The sequence below is a fragment of the Paratractidigestivibacter sp. genome (assembly GCF_052362415.1).
Classification (GTDB): domain Bacteria; phylum Actinomycetota; class Coriobacteriia; order Coriobacteriales; family Atopobiaceae; genus Paratractidigestivibacter.
Map to the genome: position 1 here is coordinate 1 of NZ_DAWEMK010000021.1, position 23105 is coordinate 23105.

Annotated in this window: 23 protein-coding genes and 1 tRNA gene; 12 read left to right on the forward strand and 12 right to left on the reverse strand. The window is 66.3% G+C overall.

What is annotated here, in order from left to right; translation table 11 throughout:
* Window positions 1-248: 248 nt before the first annotated feature.
* The 3 genes from lysS to tatA form a co-directional block, all read right to left on the reverse strand.
* Window positions 249-2486, reverse strand: coding sequence for a lysine--tRNA ligase (gene lysS / locus ACT84W_RS03590; protein WP_444328222.1), 2238 nt, complete (start codon window positions 2484-2486; stop codon window positions 249-251).
* 97 nt (window positions 2487-2583) lie between these two features.
* Window positions 2584-3063 carry a transcription elongation factor GreA gene (greA, locus tag ACT84W_RS03595; RefSeq protein WP_417576683.1) on the reverse strand — a complete coding sequence of 160 codons (480 nt, stop codon included), beginning with the start codon at window positions 3061-3063 and terminating at the stop codon, window positions 2584-2586.
* Between the two features lie 51 nt (window positions 3064-3114).
* On the reverse strand, window positions 3115-3426 hold the full coding sequence (gene tatA, locus ACT84W_RS03600; protein WP_444328223.1) for a twin-arginine translocase TatA/TatE family subunit: 312 nt from the start codon (window positions 3424-3426) through the stop codon (window positions 3115-3117).
* 173 nt (window positions 3427-3599) lie between these two features.
* Here tatA and ACT84W_RS03605 point away from each other — a divergent pair, with 173 nt between their 5' ends.
* Window positions 3600-4412 carry a spermidine synthase gene (locus ACT84W_RS03605; protein ID WP_444328239.1) on the forward strand — a complete coding sequence of 271 codons (813 nt, stop codon included), beginning with the start codon at window positions 3600-3602 and terminating at the stop codon, window positions 4410-4412.
* A gap of 81 nt (window positions 4413-4493) precedes the next feature.
* Here the strand turns inward: ACT84W_RS03605 and ACT84W_RS03610 are convergent, their stop codons facing one another.
* The 3 genes from ACT84W_RS03610 to ACT84W_RS03620 all read right to left on the reverse strand — a co-directional run bounded on the left by ACT84W_RS03610 (window position 4494) and on the right by ACT84W_RS03620 (window position 8193).
* On the reverse strand, window positions 4494-5339 hold the full coding sequence (locus ACT84W_RS03610) for a LysR family transcriptional regulator (RefSeq protein ID WP_444328224.1): 846 nt from the start codon (window positions 5337-5339) through the stop codon (window positions 4494-4496).
* Window positions 5340-5436: 97 nt separating this feature from the next.
* Entirely contained in the window at window positions 5437-6684 is a 1248-nt protein-coding gene (locus tag ACT84W_RS03615; RefSeq protein ID WP_444328225.1) for an amidohydrolase family protein, read from the reverse strand.
* 36 nt (window positions 6685-6720) lie between these two features.
* Window positions 6721-8193, reverse strand: coding sequence for an APC family permease (locus tag ACT84W_RS03620; RefSeq protein ID WP_417576679.1), 1473 nt, complete (start codon window positions 8191-8193; stop codon window positions 6721-6723).
* 291 nt (window positions 8194-8484) lie between these two features.
* Here ACT84W_RS03620 and ACT84W_RS03625 point away from each other — a divergent pair, with 291 nt between their 5' ends.
* Both ACT84W_RS03625 and ACT84W_RS03630 read left to right on the forward strand, forming a co-directional pair.
* Window positions 8485-9669, forward strand: a complete 1185-nt coding sequence (locus ACT84W_RS03625; RefSeq protein ID WP_444328226.1) for a DUF362 domain-containing protein — start codon at window positions 8485-8487, stop codon at window positions 9667-9669.
* Window positions 9670-9765: 96 nt separating this feature from the next.
* On the forward strand, window positions 9766-10419 hold the full coding sequence (locus tag ACT84W_RS03630) for an AzlC family ABC transporter permease (protein WP_444328227.1): 654 nt from the start codon (window positions 9766-9768) through the stop codon (window positions 10417-10419).
* 95 nt (window positions 10420-10514) lie between these two features.
* On the opposite strand, the gene ACT84W_RS03635 is transcribed toward ACT84W_RS03630, so the two are convergent.
* Window positions 10515-11321 carry a hypothetical protein gene (locus ACT84W_RS03635; protein ID WP_417575809.1) on the reverse strand — a complete coding sequence of 269 codons (807 nt, stop codon included), beginning with the start codon at window positions 11319-11321 and terminating at the stop codon, window positions 10515-10517.
* A gap of 157 nt (window positions 11322-11478) precedes the next feature.
* A complete protein-coding gene (locus tag ACT84W_RS03640) occupies window positions 11479-11760 on the reverse strand; it encodes a hypothetical protein (protein WP_444328228.1) in 282 nt (93 codons plus the stop codon).
* Here ACT84W_RS03640 and ACT84W_RS03645 point away from each other — a divergent pair.
* A complete protein-coding gene (locus tag ACT84W_RS03645; RefSeq protein ID WP_444328229.1) occupies window positions 11747-12124 on the forward strand; it encodes a hypothetical protein in 378 nt (125 codons plus the stop codon). The two genes, ACT84W_RS03640 and ACT84W_RS03645, sit on opposite strands and share 14 nt — an antisense overlap.
* 322 nt (window positions 12125-12446) lie before the next feature.
* Here the strand turns inward: ACT84W_RS03645 and ACT84W_RS03650 are convergent, their stop codons facing one another.
* Window positions 12447-13844 (reverse strand): transglutaminase-like domain-containing protein, encoded by a 1398-nt coding sequence (locus ACT84W_RS03650; protein WP_432290744.1) that lies wholly within the window; start codon window positions 13842-13844, stop codon window positions 12447-12449.
* 388 nt (window positions 13845-14232) lie between these two features.
* Between ACT84W_RS03650 and ACT84W_RS03655 the strand changes: the two genes are divergently transcribed.
* The 7 genes from ACT84W_RS03655 to ACT84W_RS03685 all read left to right on the forward strand — a co-directional run bounded on the left by ACT84W_RS03655 (window position 14233) and on the right by ACT84W_RS03685 (window position 20027).
* The gene (locus ACT84W_RS03655; protein ID WP_444328230.1) at window positions 14233-15447 is read left to right on the forward strand and encodes a tyrosine-type recombinase/integrase; all 1215 of its coding nucleotides are present in this window, start codon (window positions 14233-14235) and stop codon (window positions 15445-15447) included.
* A 17-nt stretch (window positions 15448-15464) separates the two neighbouring features.
* Window positions 15465-15665: a hypothetical protein gene (locus ACT84W_RS03660; RefSeq protein WP_444328231.1), complete on the forward strand. Its 201-nt coding sequence runs from the start codon at window positions 15465-15467 to the stop codon at window positions 15663-15665.
* Window positions 15666-15767: 102 nt separating this feature from the next.
* On the forward strand, window positions 15768-16016 hold the full coding sequence (locus ACT84W_RS03665) for a helix-turn-helix domain-containing protein (protein ID WP_444328232.1): 249 nt from the start codon (window positions 15768-15770) through the stop codon (window positions 16014-16016).
* A gap of 530 nt (window positions 16017-16546) precedes the next feature.
* A complete protein-coding gene (locus ACT84W_RS03670) occupies window positions 16547-17659 on the forward strand; it encodes a hypothetical protein (protein ID WP_444328233.1) in 1113 nt (370 codons plus the stop codon).
* A gap of 35 nt (window positions 17660-17694) precedes the next feature.
* Window positions 17695-18036 carry a hypothetical protein gene (locus tag ACT84W_RS03675; protein ID WP_444328234.1) on the forward strand — a complete coding sequence of 114 codons (342 nt, stop codon included), beginning with the start codon at window positions 17695-17697 and terminating at the stop codon, window positions 18034-18036.
* Window positions 18037-18508: 472 nt separating this feature from the next.
* Window positions 18509-19675, forward strand: coding sequence for a plasmid recombination protein (locus ACT84W_RS03680; protein WP_444328235.1), 1167 nt, complete (start codon window positions 18509-18511; stop codon window positions 19673-19675).
* On the forward strand, window positions 19611-20027 hold the full coding sequence (locus ACT84W_RS03685) for a hypothetical protein (RefSeq protein ID WP_444328236.1): 417 nt from the start codon (window positions 19611-19613) through the stop codon (window positions 20025-20027). The genes ACT84W_RS03680 and ACT84W_RS03685 overlap by 65 nt, the downstream gene beginning before the upstream one ends.
* 289 nt (window positions 20028-20316) lie before the next feature.
* On the opposite strand, the gene ACT84W_RS03690 is transcribed toward ACT84W_RS03685, so the two are convergent.
* The 3 genes from ACT84W_RS03690 to ACT84W_RS03700 all read right to left on the reverse strand — a co-directional run bounded on the left by ACT84W_RS03690 (window position 20317) and on the right by ACT84W_RS03700 (window position 21602).
* Window positions 20317-20393 (reverse strand) — tRNA-Pro (locus ACT84W_RS03690).
* Between the two features lie 15 nt (window positions 20394-20408).
* Window positions 20409-21290 (reverse strand): 4-(cytidine 5'-diphospho)-2-C-methyl-D-erythritol kinase, encoded by an 882-nt coding sequence (locus ACT84W_RS03695; protein WP_444328237.1) that lies wholly within the window; start codon window positions 21288-21290, stop codon window positions 20409-20411.
* A 15-nt stretch (window positions 21291-21305) separates the two neighbouring features.
* Window positions 21306-21602: a Veg family protein gene (locus ACT84W_RS03700; protein ID WP_417575836.1), complete on the reverse strand. Its 297-nt coding sequence runs from the start codon at window positions 21600-21602 to the stop codon at window positions 21306-21308.
* 224 nt (window positions 21603-21826) lie between these two features.
* On the opposite strand from ACT84W_RS03700, the gene ACT84W_RS03705 reads away from it, so the two are divergent.
* Window positions 21827-22912: a M24 family metallopeptidase gene (locus ACT84W_RS03705; protein WP_444328238.1), complete on the forward strand. Its 1086-nt coding sequence runs from the start codon at window positions 21827-21829 to the stop codon at window positions 22910-22912.
* Window positions 22913-23105 lie beyond the last annotated feature (193 nt).

Genomic DNA, 23105 nt, shown 5'->3' on the forward strand with positions numbered 1-23105 from the left:
GGGGGTGCGGGGGAGGCAGCCGGGAGGCGGAAAGAGACGCGGGAGCTGCAGCCGATGACTGTCACCCGGTGTTGGTGGAGGAATAACGTACAAGTTTGGGCTCTTGCGGGGCAAAATCGCTCGCAAAAGCCCAAACTTGTACGTTATTCGGTTCGGAAAGAAGCCCGCGAGGGGCTTGCAGACCGCCACAGGTCGCAAGCCCCTCGCGGGCAGGCCGCCGCGGACCGACCGCCGCGGGCGCTTCTCCCCTAGTTGACGCCCTCGCAGGTGGGCTGGATGGCTTTCATGGCCTCGATGACACTCGCGAAGAGCTCGTCGAGCTCCATGCCGTTGAGCTCGGCGCCCTTGCGGATGACGTCACGGTCGCAGCCGGCGGCGAAGCGCTTGTCCTTGAACTTCTTCTTGAGCGACTTGACCTCGAAGTCCATGACGGACTTGGATGGGCGCATGAGGACGGCCGCCTCGATCAGGCCAGAGAGCTCGTCGCAGGCGAAGAGCACGCACTCCATCTTTGAGCTGGGCGCAGGCAGGTCCGGGTTGTTGTCGGAGTTGTGGGTCTGGATGGCGCGCGCGAGCTCCTTGGTGCCGCCGGCGGCCTCGATGAGCTCGGCGCCCTTGACGGTGTGCTGCACGGCGTCCTGGAACTTCTCCCAGTCGAGGTCGTGAAGAAGCCCGACCTGGCCCCAGAACTCGACGTTCTTCGGGTCGTACTTCTGCGCGTAGTAGCGCATGAGGCCCTCGAGGGTCTGGCCGTGCGCGATGTGGAACGGGTCCTCGTTGTACTGCTTGAGCAGGTCGAACGCCTGGTCGCGGGTGAGGCCGGTCTCGAGCGCGGGAGCCTCGGCGCCGTGGACGTTCGCGGCGGCCTCGTTGGCGGCGCCGTTCTCCGCGTCGTCGGCGAGCGCGTCGACGGACGCGGCGGCGTTGTCGGTGCTCTCGGGCAGCTGGCTCGCGATGTCGGCGCGGGTGATGGTCTCGGGCTTCATCGCCGGGAAGAGGAGCACGTCGCGGATGGCCGGGGCGTCGCAGAACAGCATGACCATGCGGTCGATGCCGTAGCCGATGCCGCCCGCCGGCGGCATGCCGTACTCGAGCGCGCGCACGTAGTCGTAGTCGTAGCCCATGGCCTCGTCGTCACCGAAGCCCTTGGCCGCGACCTGCTCGGCGAAGCGGCCGGCCTGGTCGACGGGGTCGTTGAGCTCGGAGAACGCGTTGGCGTACTCGTGGCCGCAGATGACGAGCTCGAAGCGGTCGGTCAGGCGCGGGTCATCGTCCTTGCGCTTGGACAGCGGGCTGACCTCCTCGGGGTAGTCGCAGACGAAGGTCGGGTTGACGAGCGTGGCCTCGCCGAGCTCGTCGTAGAGCTCGAAGACGAGCTTGCCGGCGCCCCAGTTCTCCTGCCACTCGATGTCGTGCTCCTCGCAGAGCTCGCGCAGGCGCTCGATCGGGGTGTCCATGTCCACGTGCTCGCCGACTGCGCGCGAGGCGACCTCGGTCAGCGGCAGGGACTCCCAGGTGCCGGACATGTCGACTTCCTGGCCCTGGTACGTGATGACCTCGTGACCCTCCTCGCAGCCGCAGACCTCGCGGGCGATGGTCTTAAAGAGGCCCTCGGTGAGCTCCTTCATCCCCTCGAGGTCGGAGTAGGCGCAGTAGGCCTCCATCGAGGTGAACTCGGGGTTGTGCGTGAGGTCCATGCCCTCGTTGCGGAACTGACGGCCGATCTCGAAGACGCGCTCGAGGCCGCCAACGATGCAGCGCTTGAGCGGCAGCTCGGTGGCGATGCGCAGGTAGAAGTCGCGGTCGAGGGCGTTGAAGTGGGTGACGAAGGGCTTGGCATTCGCGCCGCCGAGGATGGCGTGCATCATGGGGGTCTCGACCTCCATGTAGCCGTCGGCCTCCATGTAGCGGCGGATCAGGCTGATGATCTGGCTGCGGCGACGGAACGTGTCGCGGACCTCGGGGTTCATGATGAGGTCGACGTAGCGCTGACGGTAGCGGACCTCGCGGTCGGTGAGGCCGTGGAACTTCTCGGGCAGCGGGCGCAGCGACTTCGAGAGGATCTCGAGGTGCGTCGGCGCGATGGAGAGCTGGCCGCGCTTGGTGCGGATGACGGCGCCGGTCGCGCCGATGACGTCGCCGAGGTCCAGGTTGGAAAGAAGCGCCCAGTCGCCCTCGGGCAGGTCGTTCACGCGGCAGAACAGCTGGATGGAGCCCGTGCAGTCCTCGAGCACGATGAAGGCGATCTTGCCCTGCTTGCGGAAGGCGCGGATGCGGCCGGTGAGCGAGTAGACGTCCTCGGTGCACTCGCCGTCGGCGAGCTCGGCGTAGCGCTCCTCGAGCTCCGCGGCGTGCGCGGTCACGGTAGAGCGGATCGGGTACGGGTTCACCCCGGCGTCAAGAAGCGCCTGGCGGCGCAGGCGGCGCTGGGCGCGCTCGTCGTTGGTTGCAGGGGCGGAGGTGTTGATTGCGGGGGTTGCGGCCATGGGTTTGGGCTTCCTTTCGGGCTTCTTCATAAAGACGCCCCGCAGCTGCGCAGATGCAGTCGCGGGGCGTGCGCTCTCGTAGCTTTCGCAGGTACGCTTAGCGGGTGATCCCCGTGATGGTGTACGCGCGGGACTTGCCGGAGGGGGCGACGACCTCGACCTGGTCGCCCTGTTTGTGGCCGATGAGGGCGGCGCCGACGGGGGACTCGTTCGAGATCTTGTGGTCGAGGGAGTTGGTCTCGGTGGTGCCCACGATGGTGAAGGTGGTCTTCTTGCCGCGCTCGTCCTCGAGCTCGACCGTGGTGCCGATGGAGACGGTCAGGTTGCGGGAAGAGCCGGCCGCGGCGATGGTCGCGGTGGCGAGGATCTGGCGGATCTCGTTGATGCGGGACTCGTTGTGCGACTGCTCCTCCTTGGCGGCGTCGTACTCGGAGTTCTCGGAGAGGTCGCCGAAGCCGCGAGCTTCCTTGATGCGCTCGACGATCTCGTCGTGCTTGGCGCCCTCGCGGTACTCGAGCTCCTCGACGAGCTTCTGGCGGCCTTCGGGGGTCAGGACGATGTTCTTGGTGTCTGCCATGGTGTTCTACTCCAGTGGGTCTGAGTGCGGTACGTGGGTCGAAGCGGTCGGCTAGTCGAGCTTCTCGCCGCACTTGCAGCAGAAGGCGTTGCCGGCGGGGTTCTTCGCGCCGCAGTGGCCGCAGAACTTAGAGTCGTCGTCGGCATCGGCGTCGTCCTCGTCGACGACGAGCTCGGTGGCGTCGTCGTCAGTGGCGTCGTCGGCCTTGGCCTCGGACTTCTCGTCGCCCTCCATGCCCTCGCGGACGTTCTTCACGGTCTTGCCCAGGGCGGAGCCGATCTTCGGGAGGTTCTTGGGCCCAAAGATGACCAGGACGACAACAAGGATGACTAGGAGCTCAGGGACGCCCATGCCAAGAATCATAAGAAGTTCCTCCGTTTAGACTCGATGTGCGCCGCGCGGGGTACGCAGTCGTATGGGCTAGTATAGCGAACGTTCCTGCGCGGGCATGGCCCGAATGCACAAAAACGCAATCTCAAATGATACCGCACGGCGCCCCCCAGCGGGCGCGAGGCTTCCGGAGGTTTGTTGTGGAAATGAAGACCCTGCTCGCCTGGGCCATCGGCGTGACCGCAGTGCTCACCGCGTTTGTGGCGGCGATGCCGTGGCTCCTGCGCCGGCGCGGCGTGGAAATGTGCCGCACGATGTTCGGGCTCACGCTGATCTTCGACTCCGAGAACGCCGACGGCACGCCGGTGCGGTTGATCAACGTCAACGGGACCTTCCAGTCCGTGAGCTACGTGCCGGCCGAGCTGCGCTGCGAGCTCGCCTGCGAGTACCACCGCGAGATGGCGCGGCGCATCGAGGCGTTGGCGACCGAGCGCGGGGCGAAGGCGGCGGCAGGGCAGCGCCTGCGCGTGCTCGTGATGGGCGGGGGCGGCTGCTCGCTGCCCAAGTACCTGGCCGCCTACGTGCCCGAGGTCGAGGTCGAGGTCGTCGAGATCGACCCCGCGATGGAGAAGATCGCCCGTGAGCAGTTCTGGCTCGACGAGTGCCTCGAGCGCACCGGCGCCGAGAAGGACGGGCGCTTCTCGCTGGTCATCGGGGACGCATGGGCGCACCTCAAGGCGGCCGAGCACCCCTACGACGTCATCGTGAACGAGGTGTTCGGCGGCAAGCGGCCGCTCGGCCCGATGGAGACCGGCGAGGGCGCGCGCGTCGTGCGCCAGAAGCTCACCGACGGCGGTCTCTACCTGGCCGACGTCCGCTGCCCGACGGAAGGGCGGAAGGCCGCGCCGCTGCGCGAGGTCGAGGAGGCCTTCGGCCGCGAGTTCGCGCGCTGCGAGGTCGTGCCCGAGTGGCCGGGCGAGCCGGAGAAGCCCGGCAACAACGTCTTTATCGCGCAGTAGCGGGCGGGCGACGCTTGGGGCCGCGCGGGACGCGTGGGCCGCACAAGCCGCGCACGGTCTCCTGAACCGGAAAACGCGCGGCTAAAGGTACTCGAGGAACGCCCGCGCCGCCAGCGAGAGATCCGCCGTGCGGCGGCGCACGAGGCTGAGCGTGCGGTACGCCGGCTGCTCGAGGTGACGGACGTCGAGGTCGAAGCCGGTGCGCTCGAGGGCGAGGCTCGGCAACAGGCTCACGCCGAGGCCCGCCTCCACCATGGCGAGGATCGCCGTGATGTCGGAGGTCTCGCAATGGATCCTCAGGTTGGTGAGCTCGCGCTGGAGCAGCGGGGCGGTCTCGGTGTCGGCGATGAAGCGCTCATCCAAAAGGTCGTCCAGCGCGACCGCGCCCTCTCTCGCCGAGAAGTGCCCGCGCGGTGCCACGACCACGATCTCGTCTTTGTCGTACACCGTCGAGGCGAAATCCCCACCCTTGGGCTCAGAAGGAATGAAGGCCAGGTCAACCATGCCGTCGACCAGCTGCCGGGCAGCCTCGCCGTACGTGCACTCGAGGATATTGACCTCGATGCCGGGGTGGTCGGCGGCAAAGCGGCCGAGCGGCCCCGGCAGGCGCATGGCGACGATGCTCGTGGGCGCCGCGATGCCGAGCGACCCGCTCTCGAGCCCGCGCATGCCGTCCACGCGCCGCTCGAGCTTGGAGAACGCCGCGCACAGCCCGCGCGCGTCCTCCAGCAGGCCCCAACCGTCCGAGGTGATCCGCAGCTCGGGGCCCTTGCGCTCAAAGAGCCGGACGCCCCAGTCGCCCTCGAGGCTGGCGATGGCGCGGCTCACCGTGGACTGCGCGGAGCCGAGCTCGCGCGCCGCGGCCGAGATGCTCCCCAGCCGCGCCGCAGCGCAGAATGCCTGGATCTTCCTGATGTTCGGGTCCACCGAGACGCTCCCTCCCCGCCCCGGTCTCCACAAGAAAAAACACCACGACGCGGGGCCTCCACATCGTAGTGTTTTTTCTTGCCCGGTGCCCGGAAGCCTACAGCGCTCCGCGGATGACCTTCTCGCCCTCCTTCATGATGACGTCCATGTTGTCCGGTGTGAGGTCGTGGATGTTCGACGCGACGTCGCCGCGAACGACGAGCAGGTCGGCGAGCTTGCCGGCCTCGAGCGAGCCGAAGTCGTCCTCGTGATGGACCATCCGCGCGCCGTTGAGCGTGGCGGCCTTGATCGTCTCGAGCACGGGGATGCCGGCCTTGTCGACGAAGTCGTACATCTCGTCGATCGTCACGTAGCCGTACGGCGTCACGAAGCTGAAGGAGTCGGAGCCGATGGTCAGCGTGACGCCCATCTCGTTGGCGCGGCGCAGGTTCGCGTAGGTGCGCTGCAGCTCGCGCTCGACCACGGTGTCGCCGGGGAACTTGGCGTTGGCCTCGGACTCCTCGGGCGGGTAGGTAGCGTACCAGGTGGGCAAAAAGCCGATCGTCGGGGTAAAGAAGGTCCCCTGCTCGGCCATGAGCTCCATGGTCTTGTCATCGAGCTCGAAGCCGTGGATGAGCTGCTCGGCGCCGAAGCGCACGGAGTCGTAGGCGGCGCTCACGGAGTTGTAGGAATGGCTCCACAGCGGGATGCCCGTGAGCTTGCACTCGTCGGCGACGGCCTTGATCTCCTCGGTGCTCATGAGCTGGCGCCGGCCGGAGTCCCAGCGCCAGATGCCGCCGCCCGTGGCCCAGATCTTGATGGCGTCGGGGTTCTCGCGCAGGCGCACGCGGACGGCGTGGCGCAGCTCCCACGGGCCGTCGACCTGGTCGCCCCAGGGGTGGGAGTCCTTGCTCACCTGCAGCGGGAGCTTGTGGGAGTCGCCGTGGCCGGCGGTGCGGCAGAACCCGAGGCCCGTGGCAAAGATGCGCGGTCCCTTCATGACGCCCATGTTCACGAGGTCGCGGATGGCGATGCCGTTGCGGCCGATCTCGCAGACGGTCGTGAGGCCGTGGGTCAGCGCGTCGTAGCTCTGCTTGACGGCGCAGGCCTGCTTCTGGGCGGGGGTCTCGATGACCCAGTCGTTGTCGTCGTCGGTCAGGTTGCCCGAGAAGTGCAGGTGCGTGTCGATGAGGCCGGGCATCACGGTCTTGCCCGAGCAGTCCTCGACCTCATAGCCGTCGGGCACCTCGGCGCGCGGGCCGGCGTAGGCGATCTTCTGGCCGTCGACGAGGACGAGCGAGTCGTCCACCGGCGCGGCACCGGTGCCGTCCACCAGGCGACCACCTGCGAAAGCGAACTTTCCCATAGCTGTTCCTCCGATTTCCTCGGTTGACGGGGACCGTCAACGCACCTGAGCAGGCGAGGTCTTTTTCCCGCCGTGCTTGTTTCCAAAGAACGCCAGGATCGCGAAGCCAACGGCGACCCACGCCAGCGTGATGGCCCACTCGACGCCCGAGAGCGCCGCCGGCGAGAAGGGCACGACCATGAGCGCGATGATGGCAAGGCCGGCCGCGATGGCGCAGCCGATGCCCGCCTTGCCGCCGGCGACCTCGTAGGGGCGCGGCAGGTCGGGCTCGGTGCGGCGCAGCCTCCAGCACGCGAAGCCGGCCATCGTGCAGGCGAAGATGAAGCCGAGCGAGGCCACGTTGGTCAGCGGCACGAGCATGTTGCGGCCGAGAAACGGCCCCACGAGGGTAAGGACGCTCATCACGACGACCGCCTTCTTTGGCACGCCGGAGGCGGGATCGATCTGCGCGAAGCCCTCGGGCAGCATCCCCTTGCGGCCCATGGCGAGCATGAGGCGGCTCGACGCGCCGAAGAACGAGTTCATGGGGCCGAGGGGGCCGAGCGTCGCGATGACGAGCATGGCGACATAAAAGAAGATATTGATCCGCTCGAGCACGGCGAGCGCCGGCACGGAGCTGCGCACGAACTCGTGCCAGTCCACGATGGTGCCGAAACTGTAGATGCACACGAGATAGAACACGCCGGAGGCCAGAAGCGCGATGGCGGGGATGAGGCCGAACTTCTTCCAGTCGATGTTCTCGGAGGCCTCCTCCGCCTGCTGCGGGATGGTGTCGAATCCCGCGTAGAAGAACGGCGTCATCACGAGCACGGCGACGATGCCGCCCAGCAGGCTCGTGGCCTCGGTCGCGCTGCCGCCCGCGGCGTCGGCGACCTGGCTGAACACGGGCATCGCGTTGTCGGGCGAGCCGGTCATGAAGCTGATGACCATGGCGAGCACCATGCCGGCGAGAAGCGCCTTGGTGAGGAAGCTCGAAAGCTTGGCCGCCGCGCCCGCGCCGCGCAGGTTGAGGAAGATCACGAGGGCGGCGAACGCCAGCGCGATGACGGTCGGCCACAGGTAAACGTCTGCGCCGAGGATCGTGTAGAGCTTGACGCTGCGCAGCCACGCGAGCGCCGGGAACTCGGCGAAGCGGTCGGTGAGCAGCGTGGATATGGCGATGGCCTCCCACGGGCACAGCGGCGCGTTGCCGAGCAGCAGCATCCAACCGGTAAAGAAGCCCATCTTGCGCCCGAAAGTGCGGTCGACGTACTCGATGATACCGCCGGAGATGGGGATGGCGGCGGTGAGCTCGCCGAAGCACATGCCGATGGGCACGAGGAACAGCGCGCCGATGGCGAAGGCGATCATGGCGGGGACGGGGCCGCCACCGAGGACCATCCAGTCGCCGACCAGGAGCACCCATCCGGTGCCGATGATCGCGCCGAAGCCGATGGTAAAGAAGTTGAAGAGCGTGAGCTCCTTCTTCATGCCGCCGGCGGGGGCGGCGGGGGCGGTGGGCTCTGCCATGTCGTTCTCCTCTCGCTTGCTCACGGACGATTCTGCTCCGCGCAGCGGCGGGCGTCACGGCGGGCGCGGCCATTCGGGCGGCGAGCGGAGGACAACGGGGCGCGGGACGGAGGAGTACGCCTGCGCAAACATCGAAAGACCGAATAGGGTCCATGCGCAGCCGGCATTTTGGCGCCGCGCCGCAAAGTGCGAAAATGAGCTCATGTGAATTTCTGCGATCGGCGCCAGGGGAATCGCGGGCGGGCGGCACAGGGTCGCCGCGGGCGCCGGCCGCACAACGGAGAGGAAACCATGGAACCGTCGAAGGTATATTTCTGCGACCTGCACACGCACCTGGGCGACGGCCTGCCCAACAAGCTCAAGCGCCTCATCAAGAAGGCGGGCATCGGCCAGATCGACTTCGCGAACAAGTACGTCGCCATAAAGATGAACCTGGGCGAGCCGGGCAACCTCAGCTACCTGCGCCCCAACTACGCGCGCGCCGTCGCCGACGTGGTGCGCGAGCTCGGCGGCAAGCCCTTCATCACCGACTGCAACACGCTCTACGTGGGCGGGCGCAAGAACGGCCTCGATCACCTCGACTCCGCATACGCCAACGGCTTCAACCCGTTCCAGACGGGCTGCCACACCATCATCGCCGACGGCATCAAGGGCCTCGACGAGGTCGAGGTCCCGGTCGCGGGCGGCGAGTACGTGAAGAACGCGAAAATCGGCCGCGCCATCATGGACGCCGACGTTGTCATCAGCCTCACGCACTTCAAGGGCCACGAGGGCGCGGGCTTCGGCGGCGCCATGAAGAACCTCGGCATGGGCGGCGGCTCCCGCGCCGGAAAGATGGACCAGCACTCCGCGGGCAAGCCGAGCGTCGACACGAGCAAGTGCATCGGCTGCCGCCAGTGCTCCAAGATCTGCGCGCACGATGCGTTCAGCTTCGGAGAGACCCGCGAGGCGACGCTCCCGAGCGGCAAGAAGCGCGAGGTCAACGTGGCCAGCATCGACCACGAACGCTGCGTGGGCTGCGGCCGCTGCATCGCCGTGTGCAACCAGGACGCCATCCATCCCGACTACGACGCCGCGCCCGAGGTCCTCAACTACAAGATCGCCGAGTACACGAAGGCCGTCGTCGACGGGCGTCCCTCTTTCCACATCAGCCTCGCCATCGACGTGAGCCCCAACTGCGACTGCCACGACGAGAACGACAAGCCCATCGTCGGCGACATCGGCTTCTTTGCGAGCTTCGACCCGGTCGCGCTCGACCAGGCGCGCATCGACGCCGTCCAGGCCGCCGCTCCCCTGCCCGACACCGAGTTCACGCGCATGCGCCAGAAGCTCGAGGACGCCGGCGAGCTCGACGAAGAGCACGCGGGCGACAAGCTCTACATCACGCATCCGGACACGGACTGGCAGAGCTGCATCGAGCACGCCGAGAAGATCGGGCTCGGCACGAGCAGGTACGAAATCGTCCGCGTTAAATAACGGGCCGCGGACGATTTCGTTCGGTTACCGTGTGGGGGGGCGGGGCGCGGCAAGGCGCCCGCCCTTTTTTGTTCTCGCAGTTGGTTGGGGTTTGTTTTGAAAAAAGTCATGGCCGCGGCTTGGCCGATCATGCTCTCGTACGTTCCCATCGGCCTGGCGTGCGGCGTGCTCAGCGCCAAGGTCGGCATCGGCCCTCTATGGGCGCTCCTCATGAGCATGACCATCATGTCGGGCGGGGCGCAGTTCATGATCGCCAACCTGTGGCTCGCCGGGCTACCGACGCTGACCATCGTGGCGAGCGTCTGCGCCATCAGCCTGCGCTTCGCGCTCTACTCCGCCTCGCTCGCGCCGTACCTGCAGCGCGCCCGCAAGCGCACGTCACTCGCCATGGCGCTGACCCTCATCGAGGAGGGCTACGGCGTCACGCTGTCCAAGCTCTCCGGCGGCGAGAAGGACTGGGACTTCCGCCACGCCGTCGCGCTCAACGTGGTGACGGCGGCGGCGTGGTTCGCCTCGGTCGCGGCGGTCGCAGCGCTCGGCGCCGTGATCGACGTGCCGACCGCGATCGCGAGCTTCGCCATGACGTCGCTCTTTACCTACCTGCTGTGGAGCCAGGTCGAGGGCGGCTCGCGCGGGAACGCGGCGGCGGCCGCCGTGGTCGTCATCGTCGCGAAAAAGACGCGCTCCATGCTCTGGTGCTGCATCGCCGGCGTCGTCGCGTACGTCGCGCTGGGCGCGCTGCCGCTGTAGCGGCTCGCAGCCGCTTAGAGGACGGGCGCGGGCACAGGCTTTCCGCGAATCGCCGGAAAACCGCGTCCGCGCCGCGCCGCTCGTCCGAAAGCGTGCTACAGGCTGCTGACGTAGCTGTTCCAGACGTCGATGATCCTCGGCGAGCCTCCTTGGGTTGTGAGAACACCCGCCTTCGCCACCTCATCGTTAAACAGCGTGACGCCAATCGTGCCGTCGTCGTTCACCGCCGCGACGACCATGTAGCGCGTAAGCGTGTAGTTGTACACCAATGCGTACAGCATCCCGTTATAGAAGAAATAATCCTCGCACGAGAGTCCTCCCGACCCGCTCACCGCGCGCATAAGCGCCATCGACTCATCGGTATTGCCGTCGAGGTATCCGTCCAGCGTGATGTAGTACGCGACCGGTTGGCCGGCGGCGCCTTTTTCGAGCTGCCCGACCCACTTCTCGGGGAGCAGATTCACATCGCCGCCCTTCGCGTAGAATCCGGCCAAAACCACGCGACCCTGCCCGTCCTCGTATCGCGTGCGCTGGTCGTTCCAGGTGAATCCACGCTGCGAGAGGAGTGTCTGGAGCTGCCATCCCTTGAGCTCAAGGAGCGCCTCGACGGTCACGTTCCCGCGGTCGTCTGTGCAGTTCTCTCCCCAGGTATCGAACTCGGACGCCTCGCCCGCGCTCGCGGAATCGCCGCCCGCCGATGGCTCGCCCGACGATGAGCCGTCCGCCGAGGAGCCCCAGCCAGTCTCCCCGCTCTTCGTGTCGGGGATCTTGTCCTTCCCCGCCCCGACCTCCTTGTCCGCGTCTGCCGAGACCTCGTCGAGAATATCGGCCCCGCTCGCGGCGTCGGTAGATTTGGCGGAGGCGTCGGGGCTGTCGTCGGGGCGTTCGCCGTCGCCCCGCACCCGGCCAACGGCGCGACAAGAAGCGCCGCCAAGGTCGCCGCGAGGGCCCTGCGCTTTGCAGATGTTGCGTTCATGGTTCCTCCTCTGAGCTCGTTTGATGCATTAACCTGCCGCTGTAAGCGCTGCGGGTCGCTCCCGGGTCGCGCGGCAGCCTTCTTTACCGCTGGTGCAGCTCCGTCCATCCGGCACCGGGATCGAAGCCGCCGCTGCCGCCCACCACGTCGCCCGCGGCGTTTGTCCATGCGCGGTCGGACGCCGTCGAGGTCTCGACCTCGGTCCCGTCCGGCCGCACCCAGGTGTTCACGCCGCGCATCGCGTCCGAGAACCCGTCCGTCCAGGTGTAGTCCGGGGCCACGTGCCCCGACCTCGCCCGATCGGCCGCAGCGTCGAAACCTCCGGGATAGCCCGTGGTCGTCGCCAGGCGTATGGAGGCGCCCACGCGCTGCGCGTACGCTATCGCCTCTTTGTCGAGGAACGTCGCCGGAGGCCGCGGTCTCCAGGGCCTTCGGGACTGCGGCGCGGGCCGCAGCAGGGGCGGCCGAGGCGAGGCACGCCGCCGCGAGCAGCGCCGCGCGCATCAGTCCGGCTTCCGTCAGCTCCTGAAGCTCGACCTGCAGAAGGATCGCCGCTGTATAGGCGACGCCCACGGTACTTGCTATTCCGGCATCCTCGCGCTCGCGGACGACCGCATCGTGCGCGGCCGCGCCAACAAAGCCGAGGCACAGAAGTCCGACGGCGCCCTCAACGTAGACGGCAACCGGCTGCTCTGCGACGCCGATCTCGACGGAGCACGCCGCGGCTAGACCCCCGGCGACGAGCAGCAAGGGCTTGATCCGGCGCTCGGAAAACCTCAGCGCGGGCGGGTACAGGAGAAAGCCAGCCACGCTGATCCCGACCACGACAGACTCGGCCATCGCCACCGAGCCGGCGCCGGCAAGAAGCGCGACCTTCTCGTCAAAAAGGTATTCGACGCCAAGAAACGCGAGGTAGAAGAAGGCGAGCGCCGCCATGGGAACGTTTTTTCTAATTACGCTCATGGCTTGCCAGCCCTCCTTCCTCTGCTATTTGCCCGCCATTCCAGCCAGGCAAAAAACGCTGCCAAATCAGCCAGGCTGAAATAGCAGGTTACGGCTCTGTGATGGTGGCCTCGCGGGTCTCGACCGTCTCGTAGCGCGAAAGGCCGACGCCGTCGACGATCATCTCGCCGGTCTGGTTGTCGAAGGGGTCGTCGCGCAGAACGTCGACAGCAGGCGTGAGCGGCGCAAAGAAAGCGCTGTTGGCCGGCATGCGCCACGGGCCGAGGTTGCCGAAGTAGAACCTGCGGCGCGCCTCGTTGCCCTCGCGACGGGCAGACGAGCCAAAGGAGCAGTCGGCCCACAGCCAGCCGAGGCCCTCGATGTAGAACATCGCCCAGTCATGCGGGCCCACGTGGTCGGGCGCCACGTACAGGCCGCTCTGCCAGCGCGCGGGCACGCCGCCCAGGCGGCACAGCGCCATGAAGGTGAGCGCAAACACACCGCAGTCCGCGCGCAGGCTCTTTGCGCAGCTATCTGCAATGGAGTCAAGAAGCACGTAGGCGGGCTGGAAGCGATAGTCGACGTTGTTCGTCACCCAGTTGTAGGCGGCGCGGGCACGTCCGAGGGCGTCGCCCTCGGGGATATTGCGGAAAAGCCGCTGCGCGAGGGCGCGCAGGTACGGGGTGAACACGACGTGCGGCGTATCCTCGGCGAGGTCTGCGGCGCACGGCGCGGGCGCGGGGTCAAAGCGCGGATCTGCCGCGGCGGGCACGGGGTTTTCGGCCCAAAGGTCGACGTAGGGAGCCCGGACCGTGTACTCAAGCTCCATAAAGAAGTCCCGCTCGCCCGTGGCCTCCCAATACGCGGTGCGCTGCGGCGCGTCCTCGGGAGCCACGCAAATACCCGGCGTCGAGTCGATAATCCGCAGGTCGGCGACTTGCGGGCCCGCCGGCAGCGGGAGCCAGGCGCGCACCTTGCTCTGTGGGGACACCTCGACGGCGTCGGCAGCGGCCACGCCAAGGCGCATGCGGATGCGGCGCTCGGCGAACCCCTGGGCGCGCATCTGGTCGATCACGGCGTGCTGCTCGGCGCGATCGGTCGGCGGGCGATCGAGGCCCGGCACCTCGGCAGGATAGTTGCGCAGCGAGTCGATGCAGCTCGCGAGGAAGCGCTGCTCGCCATCCACGTAGCGCCAGTCGATGCGGCCGTGGTCGATAAGGGTATCGAGCTTGGAGGCGCCGAACTCGGGCCACTCCTTTTGGATTTCGGCGATGATGCCCTCCCGCGTGACGCTGAAGTCCCGCCGCGTGCGCAGGATGCGGGCGCGCTCGGCGCGCAGGCACGCCGCGAGCTCGGGACGCGTGCCGGCGTCGAGCTCGGCCTCGATCAGGCGCAAGGCGTCGTCGAAGGCGCCCGCGGCGATCAACCGGGTCATATCCGCGGGAAGCCCGTCGTTCAGGTGCTTGAAGTCCTCGTTCGTCGCTTGGTAGTTGTCCGCAGTCGCCATGGCGCCCTTCTTTCCATCAATACGAAAAAGGCCAGGCAGCAAGCTACCTGGCCCCTCTCTTTAAATGGTCGGGTTGACTGGATTCGAACCAGCGACCCCCGCGTCCCGAACGGCCATGAAATAGGTTATCACTTAAAACACTATTGAGCGCGCAGTTATAACGTTCCTGCATACTGACGCGTTATGATACAGTTTGTTATGGGGCACGTTTTGTAATTACTATGTTTAGCTGGCCTTTTATTGCCATAGCTTGCCAATTAAATGCCTTGTGCTTTTGCTAGCCTTCACTCTTGAGCAACATCTTAGGTGCGCGGTACCTACGCGGTACCCATCTGGTACCTACGCAGACACCTAGACGGGACCCAGGATGCAAGGGAAGGCTTTTTCGGTGAAAAGATACACGACCGGCTCGGTCATTAAGCGCAACGGGTTATGGAGGCTCCAAGTCGACGAGATCGATGACGACGGTTGCCGTCGGCGCATCACAAAGATGACCCCGATCGCCTGTACCGCCTCCGGCTCGACGGGTAAGAACCTCGCACGCCGAGAGCTCGCGCGCTGGCGTGAACAGCTCGAAGCCGAGGCGGAGCGTGAGGAGGAGATTAGGAGCAGGCCGGGACGAGCGTCGAAGGTGCGCGCCTACGCTCAGGCCTACCTCAACCGCCACGGGGGCATCTCCGCCGTCACTCGCGAAGGCTACCAAAATGCCGTCGATAACCTCGGGTTTGTTGGTGACAGGCTGCTGTCTGAGCTTACGAGTGCCGACGTCGAGGACTGGGAGTCACAGCAGCGGGCGGACGGCCTCTCGTCGGCGACCATCGCTAAACGACATGCGTTTTTGGCGCAGGTGATCAAGTACGCCGTCGCCGCCGGCGACCTCGATCGTTCGCCCCTCGGCCTCGTCCGCGCCCCGCGCAGGGCGCCTAAGCCGGTTAACGCGCTCGACCAGAACCAGGCGGCGGAGGTCATGGCCGCGCTCGCCAAGGGCGGCACTGACCCCGTCTGCGTGGCGGCCCGCATCGCCCTGTTCACTGGAATGCGCCGAGCGGAGGTTTGCGCCCTGACCTGGGGCAACGTTGACTTCTCCCGCAGCGAGATCCGCGTCGTGCGCGCCCTTACCCGCGTCAAGGGCGGTTTCAGCATTTCGTCACCTAAAGACGTTTCCGGCACGGGCGCCCTGCGGACGATTCCCATGCCTGCGCAACTCGCCGACCTTCTCCGCGAGGTGAAAGAGGAGCAGTTTAGCGCCCGAACGAGCGCCGGTAAAAATTGGACAGATGAGCTGTATGTCCTTGGTAACCCGATCACGGGGACCTGGAAAAGTCCGAGCAAGCTCACGTCTTCCTGGGCCGCCATGGCCAAGCTCGCGGGGTGGACAGGCTGCCAGGGCGAGCGAATCACGTTCCACGATCTTCGGCACACTTTCGCGACCGTCGCGATCGCCAACGGCATTGACGTTATGAGCCTTGCCGCTATCCTCGGACACCGCGACGCGTCGATGACTCTCAACATCTACGCGATGGCCCTTCAGGAGCCTAAGCGCCGCGCCATGGAGCAACTCAACGGATTCTACGCCGGCGGCGCCGGCGAGTCAGCAAGCTAACGAGGAAAGGACTGAGGATGACGAACATGAGGTTTGAGGAGCTTGCCCAAAAATTGCGCGCCGAGGCGTGGGGCCTCGTCCTCGCCGCTCAGGCGCCCGGCCGCGAGGAACAGGAGGCAATGTGGTTCCTCGGCGTGTCGGAACGCGTAGACGCCATCGCCGACGCCCTTATGGCCGAGGCCAGGGGCGGGGAAGGGGGGCGCATTATAGCCGTTTAGCCGCAAAAAGTCTCAAACGACGGGATTTCGCGCTCGCGGCCACAGGGGGCCGCGACGGGCAGGATAAGACCATGCGACGGTTTCAACGGAAGGAAAAAGACGATGAAAGACATGATAGGCAAGGATACGAGCAGTGTTTGGGCATACGCCCGTCCCTTATCGCTGAATGAGGCTGCTGAGTGGGCGGGCGTCTCGCCGCGCACTATGCGGCGCTTGGCGACGCAGGGCGTCATCGGCGTCAAGGCCACTGACAAATTCTGGGTCTTTCCGCAACATGAGCTGGCTGTACATTTCCTCGGCAAAGACGCCGAGTACAACCGGCTTCCCCGTGGCGAAAGCCGCGTCGCGTAGATCGATATGAAAAAGGGCGCAGGAGGCTGCAACCTCCCGCGCCCTCACCGGGCGGCGATTCCACGCGCCGTCACGGCCAGCAGATGCCCATTCACTAGCATCGTAAGGTCAATTATATGGTTTCCCCCAAGTATCATCAATCAAACGACGTTGATAGGTCAACGTCTCCGGAGGCCGCCGCGGGAACGGCTCCGATGCAAGTTAACTCCGGCGCGGCGACCGAGACGGAAAACGCTGCCGACAGCCTTCTTTGGCTCGGGGACGAGCCTCAGGAGGCCGGGAGCCCTGCGTCTAATAGGGCTCCTAGTGTCGGAAAAAGCACCTCGTCCGGATTCGCCGAAACAATCTTGAAACAAATCACCGTTTTTGGGCCTAATTTTACGATCGTTCGTTCGTTCAACCTCGACCCCCGCCGCGCCCTACCCGCCCCTAAAAAGGCCGAGAAGGTTAAGGAATCTATACCACGCCGCCTTGAGCCTGACTACCACGCTCCGATTAAGACTTCCCTTTTCACGGCGAGCGTCGACGACGTGCGCCTGGCCGTGTGGTCGGTGCGGGCCTTTTGCCCCGACGGCCCGACCAACGAGCTCTTTGAGCTCATGTCGCGCCTGGAGGTTACGTCCCCGAGGCTCTTCACGAGCATCTACGACACGCCGTCGCCCAAGGTCGGCGGCTTCCGGCGCCTCTGGACGATGGCCGTGGGCCAGGGCTCCGACGGCGAGCCCGTGACGCTCACGGTGATGCTCGGCCTGCGCAACGGCGGGAAGATACACGACCACATAGGCGTGATCACGTTCAACCCGAATAAAGTCGCAGGCCAGCGGTACTTTCCGCGCCTTTGGGCACAGATCGACCGCTGCGTCGAGAAGAGCTACCTGCGCCGCTGGGACGCGGCGTTCGACATCCCGTGCGCCCGGTGGCGCGTCCGGCTATACAAGGACCGGCGTAAGTACGCCTACATCGTCGACCCCGGCGACCCGGCGAGCGTCCCCCGCCCCGCCGGAGGCGCCCGAGGTTACGAGAAAGACGTGACGCGATCGGGGGTTACCGAGTACCTGGGATGCCGATCGGCGGTCGGTCGCGTCAAGTTGTACGACAAGACCCGGGAGGCCCACCTCGCCGTGCCCATGACCAGGCTCGAGATCACGATGCCCGGCCTCGTCCTCGACCCGGAGCGCGACCTCTTCGCGCGCTGGCCCCTCGTCTCTGTCGGGCCGAACGCCCACGGCTCCGTGGCGGAGTCCCACAGGCTCACCGCCGCATACCTGCTCTCCGAGTTGGAGAGTTATGGCGTACCGGCGGAGACGCTCCTACCACACTTGGCGGACACCCGCGGCGGCTGGCGGCTGGGGCAGCTGCGGCGGCAGCTCGCCGCCTACGGGCAGCGGGCGCCCCTGCCCTGCCCCGACGATGAGCTAGTCCGTCTCTGGCGCCGCGCCTGCGCCTGGCAGAAGGCGGGGACGGCCGCGGACGAGGAGGCGCGGGCCGTCCTCGCCGCAGTCGACGGAGGCGACCGCGCGGAGGACTTGCGCGTCGCCGACTACGACGCGCAAGTCGAGCGCGCCTGCCGCGTGCTCGAGGGCGACTTCGACGCGGGGCGGATGCAGTATCGCCTCGACCTAAGCGACGATTCCGCGGCCTAGGCCGCGTTACGAAACGAAAAGAGAAAGGATCGACCATGGCCAACAGCGAAAAACCGACCTTCACCGCGAAGTTCCCCCATGCGCCGGAGGTCGAATGGTACTTCGACCTCGAATGTGAGGATTACTGCTGTACCGACCGCCTCGACGCCGGTGACAACCCCGTTGACATGGCGGTCGCCTCCGCCATCCACGTCGCCTCCGACGCGCTCGCGCGGGGTTGCGGCGTGGCCGAGGTCGCCGAGCGCCTAGAGTGCATCTGCAGGGTCGCGATGATCGCGCGCCTGAGGGAAGAGGGGCAGGCCCGCCGCGATCTCGGCCTGTACGGCATGGGAATCTTAGAAGTCGCCAACGATCTTTACGGCTACGCGGGGTTGTAGGCTCAAGCGGAAAAAAGGGGGCGGCTGCGGGGCCGCCCCCTTTTTTTGCGCGTCGGATACCGCACCTGCGCAGTATTCGACGGCAAGCCGCGCGGGGCGCCCTACCCCGCCGGCGCGCAGCGACGGAGCCGACGTGAGCGAGGACGCGAACGGCGGCTCGGCGACGCGGAGGGCAAGGCCCCGCCGGGGCCGCGCAGCGAGCCGGGACGGGGAGGTCGGCGCGAGCCGTCCCCGTCCCCGGGCGAGCGGAGCCGCAAGCGGGCGGCGCGAGCCGGACGCGCGCAGCCGGAGGGCACCGACGGCGGAGGGCAAGGCCCGCGAGGGCCGCTGCAAGCGGAGGCGTCCCGAACGGGAAGACCCCGCTGGAACTCCGCGCATCGGCCACGATGTAAGGAGCCGATAACTTTGTGAAGCAAAGTATATCGGGCTATATACCTTTCAATCTAAAAAAGGCTTTGGTTGGAGGTTTTATATGGCTTACAGCACGGCAGATATCCTGAAGGGCAAGAAGGATGGCGAGGGCGGCGGCATCGAGGGCTACGACACCGAACAGACACGGTGCCTTGCCGAGGGGGAACGGTGGCACAAGGCGGGGATACCCGCTGAGTTCGAGGGTCAGCGGGTCGCCGTGATCTACAACAAGGTCGCCGGCTCCGAGAACGTGAAAGGATCCGTAACGGCAGCGGTGGCGGCAAGGCTCGCCGAGTGTCCGCAGAAGAAAAAGATCCGCAAGGACGCAGTCCGCTATCTCGTGGCAAGGGCGAACATGCCGGACTACAGCTCCCGCTCGGCAGCTGAGCGGGACGAGTGGGTGAAACGTGTGAGGGGCTTTTTCGCCAAGAGGTACGGCAAAGAGAACGTCGTTGACGTCAGATGGCATTTTGATCAAACAACACCCCACTTGCATCTGACCGTCGTTCCGATTACCAAAGACGGGCGGCTTAGCGCAAAAGATGTTTTTAAACCGACAAAAGCGAACATGCGGAGATGGCAGAAAGATTGGTTTGCCGAAGTCGCTGGCCCGATGGGCTACGAAGAGCCTGACTTTGGCCGCAGCCAAGAAAAAGGGTACACGCGCGAGTGCGTCGCATCTCGCCGACAGGCGGAGGCCGCCAAGAAGAAGACCGTGCGTGTAGTCGCGGCGGCGGCCAAGGTCGAGAAGGCCGCAACGGAGCGCGCGGTGCGCGCGGGCAAGGCGGCGACGGAGGCCGAGACCGCGGCGAAGGCCGCTGAGGCGCAGGCGGCGTCTCTCGCGGCCGAGCGCGCCCGGCTCGACGCCGAGGCAGCGGCGGCTAAGGAGAGGACGCAGGCGGCCGCAGAGGCGGCCACGGCCGCCGAGGAGCGCGCGGTCGTGGCGACCTTCCGCGCGAGCGAGGCAGAGAAGCGATTGGAGCGTCTTCAACGCGCTGCGCGAGTGGTGGCGCAAAGCTTGAGGCGGGCGAAGGCCGAGGCTCTGCGCAGCCTGCGCACACTCGCCCGCCGCTGTTGGGGCGGCGCAAACCGCCCGCCGACCGTTAGCAACGCAGTCAGAATCGCGGTGAATTCAAACAAGGCGCAGGTAGTTAGGGGTATTAGTGGATACAACCAAGTTAATCGCGCAGACCGTCCGCGGACCGAAGTTCATCACCATACCCGGTGACGGATGGGCAGTCGAGCCGTTTACCTGGACGAACGGCGGCGGGAGCCGCCGATACGGCCTCGCGGCCGTCAACGAGGCGAGCAGCGTGATCGATGGCTACATCGACGATCTGGGTGATGTTGCGTGGGGCCTTCTCTACGAAGAAAGGAAGGAGAAGGCATGGGATTACTTCATCCCTATGGGCCTCGACGTGGACGCCGGCCAGGCGCCCGACCCCACGCCAGTGGGATTCGCTGAATGTTGTGAAGTATTGGCAGCAACGATGGGGCTACTGTGCATCACAGCGGATGGGCAGCAGCTATGGGCGATTACCAGCGCCGATGATGACATTGACGAGAACGAGGACATTTAGCCTCTCCCTCCTTGCCGCGGCGCCGCCGGCGCCGCCCAGGAGCAGCAGGAGCGGCGAGGGCGTCTCGCCGCAAAGCGCGCCGGAGATTGTCGGGCGGATGCCTTGATGACGTTAACCGACGTTTTGCTACCGTTCAGCGGTTCTTATGACCGGGGCACGTTTCTTCATCGCCAGGCATAAAAGACCGTCGCAACATAAAACCTTGTAATTCATAGGTGTCAAATAGGTACCGCATAGGTACCAGTAACAAAAAAGGTCAGGGGCCTAGGCCCCTGACCTGCGCAAACAATGGTCGGGTTGACTGGATTCGAACCAGCGACCCCCGCGTCCCGAACGCGGTGCTCTACCAAACTGAGCCACAACCCGTTGCAGGAGTAGATTCTAGCAGACTTCTTCCGGCTTTCCAACCGTCAATGTTGCAAAAGACCACCAACCTTGCTCGCCGCCCGCCCGCTCGGCCACGGCGCGAGCCGCCCCGAGGCCGTCGCACAACGCAAAAGCGCAGCTACCGGAGCCGGACACGAGCGCGCCGCGTGTCTCGGGCTGCGCCTCGAGCCAGCTTTCCGCCTCCGCGCAGCCCGGCTGCAGCGCCTTCGCCGCGGGCGCGAGGTTGTTGAAGATGTGCTCGCGCACGCCCTCCACACTTCCCTCGCGCAGCGCGCGGCACATATCCCCATATGACACCGGCTCGCTCGGGTCGCGATCGAACTCCTCGTACGCCGCGCGCGCCGAGACTCCGTCGCCCGCCGGCTTGACGATGACGGCCGGCAAGGGCAACGCCGGGAAGGTCTCCGTCAGCATGTCCCCGGCACCGAGGTACAGCGAGGGCTCCGGGTTGAGGAAGAACGCGACATCGGCCCCGACGCGACGCGCCACGTCGACCACGCGGGGATCGTTCACGTCCACGCCCCAGCGGGCGCACAGCGCGCGCAGCGCAGCGCCGGCATCAGCGGACGAGCCGCCTAGGCCGGCCTTCTCGGGAATGCGCGTCTTTATGTCGATGCGCAGGTTGAGCTTCGTGTGGAGCTCCTCGGCGAGCATCGTCGCCGCCTTCCACACGGTGGTCTTCTCGGGCGGGACCTCGAGCGCGGGCTCGTGCCGCACGGCAAAGAAGGGCGCGTCGTCCACCGTGACCTCGTCAAAGAGGCCCACGGGCGCCATCACGGAGTCAACGTAGTGGTAGCCGCGCTCATCGGTCTGGGCGTGGATGCCGAGGTGCAGGTTAATCTTGCAAGGTGCGTAGACGACCTGGCGACCGACCATTTTTTGTCTCCTCGCCTACTCCGCCTCTGTGGGAGCGTAGTCAAAGAGCTTCTCGCCGGACTCGGCGTCGAAGAGCTCGACGGTGCCCGTGAGCACGTCGACGTACTGGAAAGACTGGCGCGCGGTGCGGCCGCGGCGCTCCTCGACCTCGATGATGAAGAGCGACGGGTGAACGTTGACGAGGGTGCCCGAGCGCTCGACGATGCGGGAACGGCCCATGTTCGCCTTGACCCTCAGGCGCTTGCCCTTGAGGTCGGCGAGGCGCTCGCGAATGTCGTCAACGCGGTTAACGGACGGGATCTCGTTTTCCATCTGAAATGCCTCCGGATGGGTGTCGTTGTTTAGTAATTTATTATCTTACCCCGTAGAGAGCCGTAAAAACCCACTTAACCCACATTTGACACGACAACACCAGATGTGGCAGGTGCCCGACTGTCAGGTTCGCCCCAAACGCCGGGATCACGTGCCCGGGCCGCGCTTCTTGCCCCCGGCGCGCCCCCGCGCGCTACACTGGCAAGCGTCGAAAGGATCACGCCATGAACAACGATCGCCTTGCCCGCGTGCGCGCCAACCTGCGCTCCCGCAGCCTCAACCAGATGCTGCTGGTGGACCCCTTGTCCATCTGGTGGCTCTGCGGCTACTACACCGAGCCCTACGAGCGGTTCCTCGCGCTCTACGTCCCGTGCGACGAGACCCGCGAGCCCGTGATGTTCTGCAACCGGCTCTTCCCCGAGGTCGGAGACGCGTGCGCCGACGTGCGCACCTTCGACGACACCGAGGACCCCATCGCCCTCGTGTGCGCCGTGACCGACCACGCATCGGCACTCGGTGTCGACAAAGAGCTCTCGGCGCGTTGGCTCGTCCCTCTTATGGAGGCCGGCGCCGCGACCGGCTTCGCCCTCGCCTCTGACGCCGTAGACGACGCCCGCTCGATCAAGGACTCCCGCGAGCAGGAGCTCATGCGCGCCGCCTCCGCCGTCAACGACCAGGCCATGGAGTGGCTCGCCGCGCAGGTGCGCCCCGGCGTCACCGAGCGACAGATCGCCGACGGGCTTTTGGGCGAGTACCGCCGCCTCGGCGCGCAGGACCACTCCTTCACGCCCATCGTGAGCTTCGGCGACCACGGCGCCGACCCGCACCATGAGCCCGACGACACCCCGTTTAAGCTGGGAGACGTCGTGCTCTTCGACGTCGGTTGCAAGAAGGACTGGTACTGCTCGGACATGACGCGCACGTTCTTCACCGCCGAGCCGACCGAGCACCAGCGCCGCGTCTACGACACCGTCCGCCGCGCCAACGAGGCCGCCGAGGCCATCGTGCGCCCGGGCGTCGAGTTCGCCGAGATCGACCTCACCGCGCGTCGCATCATCGAGGACGCCGGTTGGGGCCCCTACTTCAACCACCGCCTCGGGCACCAGATCGGCCTTACGGACCACGAGCCCGGCGACGTGTCGAGCGTCCACCACGAGGGCGTGCGCCCCGGGCAGTGCTTCTCGATCGAGCCGGGCATCTACCTGCCGGGCGACATCGGCGTCCGCGTCGAAGACCTTCTGATCGTGACCGACGACGGCCGCGAGGTCCTGAACAGCTACACCAAGGAGCTCACGGTACTCAAGATCTAGCGAGAAGCGCGCTGGATCCGGGCGCGCTGCCGCCGTTCCGGCAACGTCCTGCGGTCATCGCGCTGCCGCAGCGGCAATCCAAACAAGAGGCCCGGCGCCGTGGGGGAGCGGCGCCGGGCCTTATGCAAAAGGGCCAGGCCCTTTTGTGCCTATATCAAAGACGGCGGCCAACCGGCGAGCGCAAACGGCGCCG